The sequence below is a fragment of the Stenotrophomonas sp. 05L413 genome (assembly GCF_056397945.1).
Genome location: NZ_JBFTOL010000003.1, coordinates 221,137 through 234,761, shown reverse-complemented (window position 1 = coordinate 234,761; position 13,625 = coordinate 221,137). Strand labels below are relative to the sequence as shown.

The window sequence follows — 13,625 nt, the reverse complement described above, 5'->3', positions numbered from 1 at the left end:
CCCGGTCGATTCATCAGACATCTGTATCGCATGCCAACTATCCGACGTAGTGCCCTGGTCGAACATTCGGCTGCCCGCATGTTCGACCTGGTCAATGATATTGACGCCTATCCGCGCCGCTTCCGCTGGTGTTCGGCCTCGCAGATCCTGGAGTCCGGCCCGGACCGCCTGGTTGCGCGCCTGGATCTGGGCTTTGGGTCGTTCTCGACCTGGTTCATGACCGAGAACACGCTGCAGCGCCCGCACAGCATCGATATGCAGCTCAAGGACGGGCCGTTCAAGCGCCTGCACGGGCGCTGGGAATTCCATGCGCTGGCCGAGGACGCCTGCAAGGTCACGCTGACGCTGGAGTTCGAGCCGACCTCACGCCTGCTCGGTCCGGCCCTGGCGCTGGGCTTCCAGGGCCTGGCCGACCGCATGGTGAATGATTTCGTCCGCGTCGCCGACGCCCAGGACTGAGCCGTGATCACCGTCGAGGTGGTGCTGGCCTGGCCCGATCGGGCCGCGTCGCGGGTGCTGTCGCTGCCCGAAGGCACTACGATCGCCCAGGCCATCGCCGTGGCCGCCATTGACGGCAGCGCGCAATGCCCGGCAGTGGCCGTGCACGGCCTGCTGGCCAAGCCGGATCAGGTGCTGCGCGAGGGCGACCGGGTCGAGCTGCTGCGTCCGCTGCTGGCCGACCCGAAAGACAACCGCCGCCGGCGCGCACGCGCCGGCGGCTGAGTGAAGAAGTCAGGCCTCAGCGGCCGCGCTTCTTCTTGTCCTTGGGCAGGTTGCGGCCGAACTGGCGCACCGTGCTGCGGGCCAGCTGGGCATCATCGCTGGCGAAGTACTCGCCGTCCCAGCGGGTGACCGCGTCGTTCTCGAAGTAGACGGTGAAGTTCTTCACGTCCGTCTTGCCCACGCGGTTCACGCGCTGGCTGGCGGTGTAGTCCCAGCGCTGGGCATGGAACGGGTCCGCGACGGAGGGCGTGCCGAGCAGGGCACTGACCTGCTGCTTGCTCTGGCCCACCTGCAGCTGACCGACGGCCTGCTCCCGGATCAGGTTGCCCTGATAGATGGGTTGCTTGTAAATGATGCCGCAGCCCGTGGTGGACAGGGCAACGGCGGCGACCAGCAGGAGATTGCGCATCGGGGAATGGCGTTTGGGGAAATCGAGTCGATGATACACTCCTGACGTGTCGCCGCGACCCAATCCGAGGCAGCTGGCGCTAAATCGCCAATGAACGGAGAAGTATGGAAACCCACGACCTGCGCAAAGTCGGCCTGAAGGTGACCCATCCGCGTATGCGGATCCTGGCGCTGCTCGAGCAGCGCAATGCCAGTCACCACATGACCGCCGAAGACATCTACCGCCAGCTCCTGGAGCACGGGGATGAGATCGGCCTGGCCACGGTGTACCGGGTGCTGACCCAGTTCGAGGCCGCCGGCCTGGTGCTGAAGCACAATTTCGAAGGTGGCCAGGCCGTCTACGAGCTGGACCGCGGTGGCCACCACGACCACATGGTCGATGTCGACAGTGGCAAGATCATCGAGTTCGAAAGCCATGAGATCGAGGAGCTGCAGCGCAAGATCGCGGCCGACCATGGCTACGAGCTGGAAGAGCACTCGCTGGTGCTCTACGTCCGCAAGAAGCGTCGGTAACGGCCTGCAGGCCGCCCGGATGCGATCAAAAAACCCCGGGCATGCCCGGGGTTTTCGTTTTCAGGGGGAGGCGCCGGTTCCGGCGGGGCGCCGGCCAGCGGCCGGCACTAGCCGATCACGGGGGCCTCAGGCCTGCAGCAGCTTGCGCGCCGCCGCCCGGGCTTCCTTGCTGACTTCCACGCCGCCCAGCATCCGGGCCAGCTCTTCTTCGCGGGCCTTGGTATCGAGCTTTTCGACCGCGCTCTGGGTCATGCCGTCCACCGGCGCCTTGCTGACCCGGTAGTGGGCGTGGCCCTTGGAGGCGACCTGGGGCAGATGGGTGACGCACAGCACCTGACGCTTCTCGCCCAAAGCGCGCAGCTTCTGCCCGACGATGTCGGCCACGGCGCCGCCGATGCCCGAATCGACCTCGTCGAAGACCATGGTCGGCACCGCGTCCAGGCCCAGCGCGGCGACTTCGATCGCCAGCGAGATACGGGACAGCTCACCACCCGAGGCGACCTTGCGCAGGGCGCGCGGTGGCTGGCCGGCGTTGGCGGCGACCAGGAACTCGACCCGCTCGGCGCCGTTCGGGTCCGGCTTGGCCACGGTCTGCGGCTCGATATCGATCAGGAACTGACCGCCGCCCATGCCCAGCTCGCCGATCAGGGTGGTGGTGGTGTCCGACAGGGCCTTGGCGGCTTTCCGGCGGCTGGCGCTGAGCACCTCGGCCACGGTCTTCCACTGGCCGGCGGCACGGTCGATCTCGCCGGCCAGTGTCTGCAGGCGCTCGTCGGCACCGCGCAGCTGCTCGACTTCAGCCTCCATTGCGTCGCGGTGCTCGCCGAGCGCTTCCATCGGTACGCGGTGCTTGCGGGCGAGGTCGTGCAGGCGGCCGAGACGGCGCTCGATATCCTCGAACTGCTCCGGGTCGGCATCCAGGTCGTCATGCACGCGATCGAGCAGGGACAGCGCTTCGTCCAGCTGGATGGCGGCGCTGTCGAGCAGGGCATCGACCTCGCCGAGTCGGCTGTCGTGTTCGGCCACGCGGGCCAGGTCATGGCGGGTCTGCTGCAGCAGCTGCAGGACCGAGACCTCGTCATCCCCATTGAGGCGGCTGACGGCCACGTCGCAGGCGCCGATCAGCGCGCTGGCATGGGCCTGGCGGCGGTGGCTGCTGCCCAGGGTGGCGATCGAGGCCGGGTCCAGATCCTCACGCTTGAGCTCGCTGAGCTGGTGCTCCAGGTAGCCGATCCGGTCGCTCACGTCGCCCTGGCGCGAGAGCGCCTCGGCTTCATCGACCAGCGTCTGCCAGCGTGCCGCGGTCTGGCGGACCTGGGCGCGCTCGGCGTCGTTGCGGGCGAAGGCATCCAGCAGCGAGAGCTGCGAGGGGCGCGAGAGCAGGGCCTGCTGTTCGTGCTGGCCGTGGATTTCGACCAGCATGCTGGCCAGCTCGCTCAGCTGGGTCAGCGTCACCGGGCGGCCGTTGATGAAAGCGCGCGAGCCACCGTCGGCGCGGATAACCCGTCGCAACTGGCACTGTTCTTCGTCGTCCAGCTCGTTGTCGCGCAGCCACTGGCGGGCCGGCGCGTCGGCCAGCGGCGCGAATTCGGCCGAGAGCTCGGCGCGCGCGGCACCGTGGCGGACCACGCCGCTGTCGGCGCGCAGCCCGGACAAAAAGCCCAGCGCGTCCACCATCAGCGACTTGCCCGCGCCGGTTTCACCTGAGACCACGGTCATGCCGGCGCCGAATTCCAGCTCGGTGGCGCGGACGACCGCGAAATCCTTGATCGATAGATGTCTAAGCATGGTCTACGTTGTACACGAGGGGTGTCTCCAAGCCGCGCACGCTAGCATGGGCCGAGGGCGTCTCCAATGACTTGCCAACGCGCCGTGCAGCCATTATCTAAGTGGGCGTCTCACAGGCTGATTCCATGCATCCTTCCGCGTCCCATCTCGCCCCGCGCGCCCGCCATCTGCTGCGGACGCTGATCGCGCGCCACATCCAGGATGGGGAGCCGGTCGGCTCGCAGACCCTTGCCCGGCATGCCGGCCTGGACGTCAGCCCGGCCACGATCCGCAACATCCTGGGCGACCTGGAAGACCTCGGCCTGCTCAGCTCGCCGCACACCTCGGCCGGCCGGGTGCCGACCGCGCACGGCTACCGGGTGTTCGTGGACAGCCTGGTCAAGATGCAGCCGCCGGGCGAGGGCGAGCTCAGCCGCCTGCGCACCGAGCTGGCCACCGGCACCGGCACCCAGGCTCTGCTCGGCAGTGCCTCGGAGCTGCTCTCGGCGATGAGCCATTTCGTCGGGGTGGTCAGCGCCCCGCGCCGGGAGCAGTTCGCCTTCCGGCATATCGATTTCGTGGCGCTGGACGCGCGCCGGGTGCTGGCGATCCTGGTGTTCGCCGACAACGAGGTGCAGAACCGGGTGATCGAGCCGCGCCGCGGCTTCAATCCCGGGGAGCTGGAGCAGGTCGCCAACTACCTCAATGCCAACTGCGCCGGTCGGCCGCTGGCCGAGATCCGGGCCCGCCTGCTGCTGGAGCTGCGCGATGCGCAGTCGGAAATGGAGCAGTTGCTGGCGCACAGCATCGAACTGGCCGAGCAGGCGATGGTGCCGCCGGCCGATGACATGGTGCTGGCCGGGCAGACCCGCCTGATGGGCGTGCAGGACCTGTCCGATCTGGAGCGCCTGCGCGAGCTGTTCGATGTGTTCGCCAGCAAGCGCGAGATCCTGCAGCTGCTCGAGCGCACCATCCAGGCCCCGGGCGTGCGCATCTTCATCGGCGAAGAGACCGGGGTGATGCCGCTGGAGAGCGTCTCGCTGGTCACCGCCCCGTACTCGGCCGATGGCCAGGTGCTGGGGGTGCTGGGGGTGATCGGCCCGAAGCGGATGGCCTACGACCGCATGATCCCGCTGGTGGAAGCCACCGCCCAGGTGCTGGGGGCCGCGCTGGGCTCGCCCGCTGGCGGCGGATTGTCCCGCGATCGCGCATAAAGCGGCCCTGGACTCTTGAATCCCGTAGCCGCGCCCACATAGGGGTGGGTGGAGGCGGAGAGTCACCGCCAAGGATCCGGAAATGAACCAAGATCAGTCAGATATCGCATCCCAGAATCCCGCCGGCGAGCCCGGCGCTGAGCCGTCCCTGCAGCAGCAGCTGGACAGCCTGCACAACGAGCTGGCCCTGCTGCGTTCGGAGTCGCTGCGCGAACGCGCCGACCTGGACAACCAGCGCAAGCGCGTTGCCCGCGACGTGGAACAGGCGCGCCGCTTCGCCAACGAAAAGCTGCTTGGCGAGCTGCTGCCGGTGTTCGACAGCCTCGATGCCGGCCTCAATGCCGCCGGCAGCGAGCCGAGCCCGCTGCGCGAAGGTCTCGAACTGACCTACAAGCAGCTGCTCAAGGTCGCCGCCGACAATGGCCTGACCCTGCTCGACCCGACCGGCCAGACCTTCAACCCGGACCACCACCAGGCCATCAGCCAGGTCGACGCGCCCGGCGCGGCGCCGGGCAGCGTGGTGCAGGTGTTCCAGAAGGGCTACCTGCTCAACGACCGCCTGCTGCGGCCGGCGCTGGTCGTGGTGGCCCGCGACTGACCCACGGGTCGGTCCGCCGGGCCAGGCCCGGCGGTTCGACCGGACGCTGAACGCGTTGGGTCGCCATCGGACACTGTGTTTGATGGACGGCTTGAAAGTGTCCGCAGCGTCCCACACATCCCATTCATAACCCGGCAGCTGCCGGATGTACCCAGAACTTTCAGGAGTCTCCCTCATGGGCAAGATCATTGGTATCGACCTCGGCACCACCAACTCGTGTGTGGCGATCATGGACGGCGGCAAGGCCCGCGTCATCGAAAATTCGGAAGGCGATCGCACCACGCCCTCCATCGTCGCCTACACCAAGGACGGCGAAGTCCTGGTCGGCGCCTCGGCCAAGCGCCAGGCGGTGACCAACCCGAAGAACACCTTCTACGCTGTCAAGCGCCTGATCGGCCGCAAGTTCACCGACGCTGAAGTCCAGAAGGACATCGCGCACGTGCCCTACGGCATCCTGGCCCATGACAACGGCGACGCCTGGGTCCAGACCAGCGACGGCAAGAAGATGGCCCCGCAGGAAATCTCCGCCCGCGTGCTGGAGAAGATGAAGAAGACCGCCGAAGCGTTCCTGGGTGAGACCGTCACCGAGGCCGTGATCACCGTGCCGGCTTACTTCAATGACAGCCAGCGCCAGGCCACCAAGGACGCCGGCCGCATCGCCGGTCTGGAAGTCAAGCGCATCATCAACGAGCCGACCGCTGCTGCCCTGGCCTATGGCCTGGACAAGGGTGACGGCCGTGACCGCAAGATCGTTGTGTACGATCTGGGCGGCGGCACCTTCGACGTGTCGATCATCGAGATCGCCAACGTCGACGGTGAGAAGCAGTTCGAAGTGCTGGCCACCAACGGTGACACCTTCCTGGGCGGCGAAGATTTCGATAACCGCGTCATCGAATACCTCGTCGACGAGTTCAACAAGGACCAGGGCATCGACCTGCGCAAGGATCCGCTTGCCCTGCAGCGCCTGAAGGACGCCGCCGAGCGCGCCAAGATCGAGCTGTCCACCAGCCAGCAGACCGAAGTGAACCTGCCGTACGTCACCGCTGACGCGTCGGGTCCGAAGCACCTGAACATCAAGCTGACCCGCGCCAAGCTGGAAGCGCTGGTGGAAGACCTGATCAAGAAGTCGATCGAGCCGTGCCGCATCGCGCTGAACGATGCCGGCCTGCGTTCGAGCGACATCGGTGAAGTGATCCTGGTCGGCGGTCAGACCCGCATGCCGAAGGTGCAGCAGGCCGTGACCGAGTTCTTCGGCAAGGAACCGCGCAAGGACGTCAACCCGGACGAAGCCGTGGCACTGGGTGCTGCGATCCAGGGCGGCGTGCTGGGCGGCGACGTCAAGGACGTGCTGCTGCTGGACGTGACCCCGCTGTCGCTGGGCATCGAGACCCTGGGTGGCGTGTTCACCAAGATCATCGAGAAGAACACCACCATCCCGACCAAGGCCTCGCAGGTGTTCTCCACCGCCGAGGACAACCAGTCGGCCGTGACCGTGCACGTGCTGCAGGGTGAGCGTGAGCAGGCCCGCTTCAACAAGTCGCTGGCCAAGTTCGATCTCTCCGGCATCGAGCCGTCGCCGCGCGGCCTGCCGCAGGTGGAAGTGTCCTTCGACATCGACGCCAACGGCATCCTGCACGTGTCGGCCAAGGACAAGAAGACCAACAAGGAACAGAAGGTCGAGATCAAGGCCGGTTCGGGTCTGTCCGAGGACGAGATCGCACGCATGGTCGCCGACGCGGAAGCCAACCGCGAAGAAGACAAGAAGTTCCATGAGCTGGTCCAGGCCCGCAACCAGGCTGACGCGCTGATCCACGGTACCCGTACCGCGATCACCGAGCACGGCAGCAAGGTCGGTGGCGACGTGATCGGCAAGGTGGAGTCGGCCCTGGCCGATCTGGAAATCGCGATGAAGAGCGATGACAAGGCACAGATCGAAGCCAAGTCGAAGGTGCTGGAAGAAGCCGGCCAGGCCCTGTTCGCGGCCTCCGCGGCGGCCGAGCAGGGTGGCGCGGCACCGGGCCCGGATGCCGGTGGCAACAGCGGCGCGCACGACGATGTGGTCGACGCCGAGTTCACCGAAGTCAAGGACGACAAGAAGTCCTGATCCGGACACGACACGGGACGTTGCGCAGGCAGCGTCCCGTTGTCATATCCCCCTTCTGGTCCTGACAGCCGTATCCCGGCCTGTCGGGGCGCCCGGCGAAAGAGCGGACCTGGTGCCGCTCTTCCGCTTTGACGAATCCCGACTTCCGGAACCCGATTCAAGTTATGAGCAAGCGCGATTACTACGAAGTGCTGAGCGTGTCCCGCACCGCCAGCGATGAAGAACTGAAGAAGGCCTATCGCCGTTGCGCGATGAAGTTCCATCCGGACCGCAATCCGGGTGACAACGAGGCCGAGGCTGCCTTCAAGGAGTGCAAGGAAGCCTACGAAACCCTGTCCGACGGCAACAAGCGCCGGATGTACGATGCCCACGGCCACGCGGCGTTCGAGCACGGCATGGGCGGCGGTGGCGGTGGTCCGGGTGGCCCGGACATGGGCGATATTTTCGGTGACATCTTCGGCAACATCTTCGGCGGTGGCGCCGGTGGTGGTGGTCCGCGCCAGGCCCGTCGTGGCGCCGATATCGGCTACGTGATGGAGCTGGACCTGGAAGAAGCGGTGATGGGCGTGGAGCGCCGCATCGAGATTCCGAGTCTGGTCGAGTGTGATGACTGCAACGCCAGCGGCTCGGAAGATGGCAAGGTCGAGACCTGCTCGGTCTGCCGTGGCCAGGGCCAGGTGCGCATCCAGCGCGGCATCTTCGCGATGCAGCAGGCCTGCCACCACTGCAACGGCCGTGGCCAGATCATCCAGAACCCCTGCAAGACCTGTCACGGCAATGGCCGTGTCGAGGAAGACAAGGTGTTGTCGGTCAAGGTGCCCGCGGGCGTCGACACCGGCGACCGCATCCGCCTGTCCGGTGAAGGCGAGGCCGGTCCGGCCGGCACCCCGGCGGGCGATCTGTACGTGGAAGTGCGGGTGCGCGAGCACGCCATCTTCCAGCGCGACGGCGACGACCTGCACTGCGAAGTGCCGATCCGCATCTCGCAGGCCGCCCTGGGCGATACCGTCCGTGTGGCCACGCTGGGGGGTTATGCCGAGATCCGCATCCCGGCCGAGACCCAGACCGGCAAACTGTTCCGCATGCGTGGCAAGGGCGTGCGTTCGGTGCGCAGCCGCAGCGAAGGCGACCTGTACTGCCGCGTGGTGGTGGAGACCCCGGTCAACCTCACCCCGGAGCAGCGCAAGCTGCTGGAACAGTTCGAAACCACCTTCACCGGTGAGGAAGCGCGCAAGCATTCGCCGAAGTCGGCGACCTTTATCGATGGCGTGAAGGGCTTCTGGGACCGGATGACGTCGTAAGCGTCACGGGTTCCTGTGAACTACCGAAGGCCCCCTGGAAACAGGGGGCTTTTTTGTGCGCGGACGGCGGTGTGTGGTCCGCGCGCGGAAAAGCGGGCCTCTCCGGGCCGCCGGTGCTCTCGACACGGTCCACCGCTCGACCCACCTTCCGCCGCGCCTGGAGAGACTCGCAGGCGTAAAATGTCGGCATGAACGAATCCCTCGAAAGCCACCTGGTCCACGGCCGCCGCCAGCGCCCGGACGGTCCGTCGCCGGTCGACGTCATCTCGGTCCAGTCCCAGCTGGTGTACGGCTATGCCGGCAACAGCGCGGCTGTGCCACCGCTGCGCGCGCTGGGCGTGCGCGTGGCCGAAATCCCCACCACGCTGCTCAGCAACGCGCCGTTCTATGAAACCACGCGCGGCCGTGTGCTGCCCTCGGACTGGTTCGCCGACCTGCTGCTCGGCGCCGGTGAGCGTGGCCTGCCGCAGCGGGCGAAGATGCTGGTCTCCGGCTACTTCGGCAGCGTCGGCAACGGTGCGGCCTTCGCCGACTGGCTCGATGCGGTGCTGCCGTCCTCGCCGCAGCTGCGCTACTGCCTGGACCCGGTCATTGGCGACACCCACACCGGCCCTTATGTCGAGCCGGGCCTGGAAATCGTCTTCGCCGAGCGTCTGTTGCCGCATGCCTGGCTGGTCACGCCCAATGCCTTTGAACTGGGCCGCCTGACCGGCATGCCGAGCCTGGCCCAGGACGATGCGATCGCCGCCTCGCAGGCACTGCTGGCGCGTGGCCCGGAGTGGGTGCTGGCGCACAGCGTCGGCGGCGATCCGGGCCAGCTGGTCACGCTCGCGGTGAGCCGCGACGCGATCTGGCGCTGGTCCTCCCCGCATCTACCGGTGGACGTGGCGGGTACCGGCGACGTGCTGATGTCGCTGTTGGTGGCGTTCCTGCTGCGGGGAGAAACCTTCGAACAGGCGATCTCGCGCGCCATCGCCGGCGTGCATGTCGCGCTGGAGACCACGCTGGCCAACGGCCACGAAGAGTTCGATGTTCTGGCCGCGGCGCCGGCGGCGCTGGCACTGCCGGATCGCTTCGTTCCCGAGCGCCTGGCGTGAGTCTGACGCCGGTGGTGGGCATCGTCGGCAGCGACGGTGCCTACGGGCGCTGGCTGCGCCGGTTCCTGGAGCAGCGCCTGGGGCTGGAGGTGATCGGCCACGATCCAGCCGATCCGCAATCGGAGAGCCCGGAGACGCTGCTTGATCGCGCCGAGGTGTTGATCTTCTCCGCACCGATACGGCACACGCCCGCGCTGATCGCCGACTACGTGGCCCGCTCGGCCGGTCGTGAAGCCGGTCGCCTGTGGCTGGATGTCACCTCGGTCAAATCGGCGCCGGTGGAGGCGATGCTCGCCTCGCAGGCCGAGGTGGTGGGCCTGCATCCGATGACGGCCCCGCCCAAGGCGCCGACGCTGAAGGGCAGGGTGATGGTGGTCTGCGAGGCGCGCCTGTCGCGGTGGCAGCCGTTCGTGCAGCAGCTGTGCGAGGCACTGGAAGCGGAGTGCGTACGCGCCACGCCCGAGCACCATGACCAGGTCATGGCGCTGGTGCAGGCGATGGTGCATGCCACGCATCTGGCCCAGGCCGGTGTGCTGCGCGAATACGCGCCGATCCTCGGTGCCTTGCCGGCGTTGATGCCGTATCGTTCGGCCTCGTTCGAGCTGGATACCGCGATCATCGCGCGCATCCTCTCGCTCAATCCGGCGATCTACGAAGACATCCAGTTCGGCAATCCGCACGTGGCACCGATGCTGGACCGGCTGCTGGCCCAGTTGCAGCAGTTGCGGGCGCAGCTGGAGAAGGGCGATGACGCGGCGCGCGCAGCGTTCCGCCAGCAGTTGCTGCTGGACAACCGCGACAGCCTGGGCGCGGAGGTGCTGGCCGATGGCAATTACACCTTTGAGCGGGTCGGCTACCTGCTGGCCGATCTCACCGAACGCAACGCGATCAGTGTGCACCTGCCCGAAGACCGGCCCGGCTCGTTGCGCGAGTTGCTGCACGTGTTCGAGCGGCACCGGGTCAGCCTGGCTTCGATCCATTCATCGCGTACGCCGGCCGGTGAGGTGCACTTCCGGGTGGGCTTCGTGGCAGGCAGCGATGCCCTCGCACTGCAGGCGGCGGCCATCGAGATCGATGCCTCCGGTATCGGCCGCGTGCTGGTTCGTTGACACGGTGCGCTGCAGCATTCATCCACAGGGGGTGTGGATGATCTGCGCACAAACGTGTGGATAAGTGCGTACGCGCCTTGCAGTAAAAGGCTGTCAAGATGCTTGGTCAAAAATTGACCAACATCCGCGTAACTTTTTTTCAACGCCTCAGGTGACGAGCGTGAGCTCGCCGCCCGCCGTGCGGAACTCGCGGCCGTCGCGGATCAGATGGCGGCCATCGGCCAGCTCGTAACGCGCACTCTGGCCGCTGCCTGCAGCGGCATCGGCCTGCTCATCCTTGAACTCGATTATGACGTAATCGTCGCCGTTGGCATCCGTGGCGGGGAACTGTCGGAACGACATGAAACACCTCCTGCAGCGCATCCAGTGAGGGCTGCAGGATGCGATGGCCGGTGTTACCGGCCCGTCATCAATCGATGAATTGCAGGCGCGCCAGTTCGGCGTAGAGACCGCCCTCGGCAAGCAGCTCGGCATGCGTGCCCTGGGCGACGATGCGGCCGTGGTCCATGACCACGATGCGGTCAGCCTTGAGCACGGTGGCCAGGCGGTGCGCGATCACCAGCGTGGTGCGGCCGGCCATCAACCGCTCCAGCGCCTGCTGCACCGCGCGTTCGCTTTGCGCATCCAGCGCGCTGGTGGCTTCATCGAGCAGCAGGATCGGGGCGTCCTTGAGCAGGGCGCGCGCGATGGCGATGCGCTGCTGCTGGCCGCCGGACAGGCGCGCACCGCGCTCGCCCAGCTCGCTGGCATAGCCTTCGGGCAGGGCCTGCAGGAATTCATCGGCCTCGGCGGCTTCGGCCGCGCGCTGCACCTCCTCATCGGTCGCCTCCAGGCGCCCGTAGCGGATGTTCTCGAACGCACTGCTGGCAAACAGGGTCGGCTGCTGCGGCACCAGCGCCAGCTGTTCGCGCAGCTGCGCCGGATCGACCTCGCGCAGGTCCACGCCATCGACCAGGATGCGACCGGCCGCGGGATCGTGGAAGCGCAGCAGCATCGACAGGATGGTGCTCTTGCCGGCGCCGGACGGGCCGACCAGCGCGACCGTTTCGCCCGGGCGCACGTGCAGATCCACATGGTCCAGCGCAGCGGTATCCGGGCGCTGCGGGTAGTGGAACACCACATCCTCGAAACGGATCTCGCCGCGAAGTGGCTGCGGCAACGGGGTGGGGTGGGCCGGGGCCGTGATCTCCACGTCTTCCTGCAGCAGCTCGGCAATGCGGCCCATGCCGCCCGACGCACGCTGCAGCTCGTTCCAGACCTCGGCCAGCGCACCGACCGAACCGCCGCCGATCAGCGCATACAGCACGAACTGGCCCAGCGTACCGGCGCTCATGTTGCCGTCGATCACCTCGTGCGCGCCCAGCCACAGCACGCCGACGATGGCACCGAACACCAGCACGATGGCGCTGGCGGTGACGATCGACTGGGCGCGGATGCGACGGCGGGCGGCACCGATCGCATCGCCCAGCGCCGCATTGAAGCGGCCGCGTTCATACGGCTCGCGCGCATGGGCCTGCACGGTACGTACCGCGCCCAGCGTTTCCGAGGCCAGGCTGTTGGCATCGGCGATGCGGTCCTGGCTGGCGCGCGCGATGTTGCGCAGGCGGCGGGCGCCGATGATGATCGGCAACACCGCCAGCGGAATGCCGACCAGCGACCACGCCGCCAAGTGCGGGCTGGTGACGAACAGCATCACCAGACTGCCGACCACGGTCACGCTGCTGCGCAGGGCCACCGACATGGTCGAGCCGATCACGCTGCGCAGCAGTTCGCTGTCGGCAGTCAGGCGCGAGACCAGCTCGCCGCTGCGGCTGCGGTCGTGGAAGCCGGCGCCGAGCGTGATCAGGTGGGCATACAGGCGGCTGCGCAGATCGGCGACCACCTTTTCGCCCAGCAGCGAGACGAAGAAGAAGCGCGCGGCGGTGGCCAGCGCCAGCACCACCGCCACCAGGAAGAGCAGCGCGAACGCCTTGTTGATCTGGCCGCCGCTGGTGAAGCCGTGGTCGATCATCTGGCGCACCGCGACCGGCAGGCTCAGGGTGGCCACCGAGGACACCGCCAAGGCCACCAGCCAGGCACTGAACAGCCCGACGTGCCGGCGCACGAACGGCCACAAGGTGTTCAAGCTGCCCAATCGGCGCATCGGCGTGTCGTTCGGAACGGGTGCGTCAGTCATTCGATGGGCCTGGTTCGATGCGGGATTCAATACGGACACGATCACGAGTGGCGTCGCGGAGGCGGTTTTTCAACGGTTCGACCTGATCGGCCGGCAAGCGCAGGTGCAGGTTCACGCCGTCGGCGCTGAACGCTTCGTCCACTTTCTCGGCCAGATGGGCGCCCAGGGCGGCATGCAGCGGGCCCAGATCCTCGAAGCCGGCCTGCACGTCCAGCTCGGCCATGGCGATCAGGGGCACCCGCGGGGCCACCCGCAGGCACTCGGCGGCGGTCCCGCCATACGCGCGGACCAGGCCACCGGCACCGAGCTTGATGCCCCCGTACCAGCGTGTCACCACCACCATCACCCGGTCGAAGCCCTGGCCATCGATGGCGGCCAGGATCGGGCGCCCGGCGGTGCCGGATGGCTCGCCATCGTCGCTGGAGCGGTAGTCGTTGCCGTAGCGGTAGGCCCAGCAGTTGTGGGTGGCATCGGCGACGGCGACCTGCTGCAGGAACTCCAGCGCGGCCGCCGCATTCTGGATCGGCGCGGCATGGGCGATGAAGCGGCTGTGCTTGATCTCCAGGCTGTGGCTGACGGGGGTGGCGAGCGTATCGGGCATTCCCATCATTCTAG

Annotated in this window: 14 protein-coding genes; 9 read left to right on the top strand and 5 right to left on the bottom strand. The window is 67.3% G+C overall.

All coding sequences use genetic code 11. From position 1 onward, the window contains the following. Positions 1–30: 30 nt before the first annotated feature. On the top strand, positions 31–459 hold the full coding sequence (locus AC1DIQ_RS07660; RefSeq protein WP_026069778.1) for a type II toxin-antitoxin system RatA family toxin: 429 nt from the start codon (positions 31–33) through the stop codon (positions 457–459). A gap of 3 nt (positions 460–462) precedes the next feature. Continuing rightward, on the top strand, positions 463–723 hold the full coding sequence (locus tag AC1DIQ_RS07655; RefSeq protein WP_121042054.1) for an RnfH family protein: 261 nt from the start codon (positions 463–465) through the stop codon (positions 721–723). 16 nt (positions 724–739) lie between these two features. Here AC1DIQ_RS07655 and AC1DIQ_RS07650 read toward each other — a convergent pair whose 3' ends face one another. Beyond that, positions 740–1,132, bottom strand: a complete 393-nt coding sequence (locus AC1DIQ_RS07650) for an outer membrane protein assembly factor BamE (protein ID WP_121042056.1) — start codon at positions 1,130–1,132, stop codon at positions 740–742. 104 nt (positions 1,133–1,236) lie between these two features. Between AC1DIQ_RS07650 and fur the strand changes: the two genes are divergently transcribed. Continuing rightward, on the top strand, positions 1,237–1,644 hold the full coding sequence (gene fur, locus AC1DIQ_RS07645) for a ferric iron uptake transcriptional regulator (RefSeq protein WP_070470227.1): 408 nt from the start codon (positions 1,237–1,239) through the stop codon (positions 1,642–1,644). A 126-nt stretch (positions 1,645–1,770) separates the two neighbouring features. Here fur and recN read toward each other — a convergent pair whose 3' ends face one another. Beyond that, positions 1,771–3,432: a DNA repair protein RecN gene (recN, locus tag AC1DIQ_RS07640; RefSeq protein WP_478049767.1), complete on the bottom strand. Its 1,662-nt coding sequence runs from the start codon at positions 3,430–3,432 to the stop codon at positions 1,771–1,773. A 125-nt stretch (positions 3,433–3,557) separates the two neighbouring features. Between recN and hrcA the strand changes: the two genes are divergently transcribed. The 6 genes from hrcA (at position 3,558) to AC1DIQ_RS07610 (ending at position 10,834) form a co-directional block, all read left to right on the top strand. After that, positions 3,558–4,625 (top strand): heat-inducible transcriptional repressor HrcA, encoded by a 1,068-nt coding sequence (gene hrcA, locus AC1DIQ_RS07635; protein WP_088433152.1) that lies wholly within the window; start codon positions 3,558–3,560, stop codon positions 4,623–4,625. Between the two features lie 82 nt (positions 4,626–4,707). Next, positions 4,708–5,223: a nucleotide exchange factor GrpE gene (grpE, locus tag AC1DIQ_RS07630; RefSeq protein WP_121042061.1), complete on the top strand. Its 516-nt coding sequence runs from the start codon at positions 4,708–4,710 to the stop codon at positions 5,221–5,223. A 175-nt stretch (positions 5,224–5,398) separates the two neighbouring features. After that, positions 5,399–7,327, top strand: coding sequence for a molecular chaperone DnaK (dnaK, locus tag AC1DIQ_RS07625; RefSeq protein WP_121042063.1), 1,929 nt, complete (start codon positions 5,399–5,401; stop codon positions 7,325–7,327). A gap of 164 nt (positions 7,328–7,491) precedes the next feature. Beyond that, positions 7,492–8,628 carry a molecular chaperone DnaJ gene (gene dnaJ / locus AC1DIQ_RS07620; protein ID WP_121042065.1) on the top strand — a complete coding sequence of 379 codons (1,137 nt, stop codon included), beginning with the start codon at positions 7,492–7,494 and terminating at the stop codon, positions 8,626–8,628. Positions 8,629–8,816: 188 nt separating this feature from the next. Beyond that, positions 8,817–9,725: a pyridoxal kinase gene (gene pdxY, locus AC1DIQ_RS07615; RefSeq protein ID WP_282259327.1), complete on the top strand. Its 909-nt coding sequence runs from the start codon at positions 8,817–8,819 to the stop codon at positions 9,723–9,725. Next, positions 9,722–10,834 (top strand): prephenate dehydrogenase, encoded by a 1,113-nt coding sequence (locus AC1DIQ_RS07610; protein WP_478049766.1) that lies wholly within the window; start codon positions 9,722–9,724, stop codon positions 10,832–10,834. Before pdxY ends, AC1DIQ_RS07610 begins: the two co-directional genes overlap by 4 nt. A gap of 147 nt (positions 10,835–10,981) precedes the next feature. Here the strand turns inward: AC1DIQ_RS07610 and AC1DIQ_RS07605 are convergent, their stop codons facing one another. From AC1DIQ_RS07605 to AC1DIQ_RS07595, 3 genes are all read right to left on the bottom strand, one after another. After that, positions 10,982–11,176, bottom strand: coding sequence for a hypothetical protein (locus tag AC1DIQ_RS07605; protein WP_121042071.1), 195 nt, complete (start codon positions 11,174–11,176; stop codon positions 10,982–10,984). Positions 11,177–11,243: 67 nt separating this feature from the next. Next, positions 11,244–13,010 carry an ABC transporter transmembrane domain-containing protein gene (locus AC1DIQ_RS07600; protein WP_282259322.1) on the bottom strand — a complete coding sequence of 589 codons (1,767 nt, stop codon included), beginning with the start codon at positions 13,008–13,010 and terminating at the stop codon, positions 11,244–11,246. After that, positions 13,003–13,611, bottom strand: coding sequence for an IMPACT family protein (locus AC1DIQ_RS07595; protein ID WP_478049765.1), 609 nt, complete (start codon positions 13,609–13,611; stop codon positions 13,003–13,005). The genes AC1DIQ_RS07600 and AC1DIQ_RS07595 overlap by 8 nt, the downstream gene beginning before the upstream one ends. Positions 13,612–13,625: the final 14 nt, after the last annotated feature.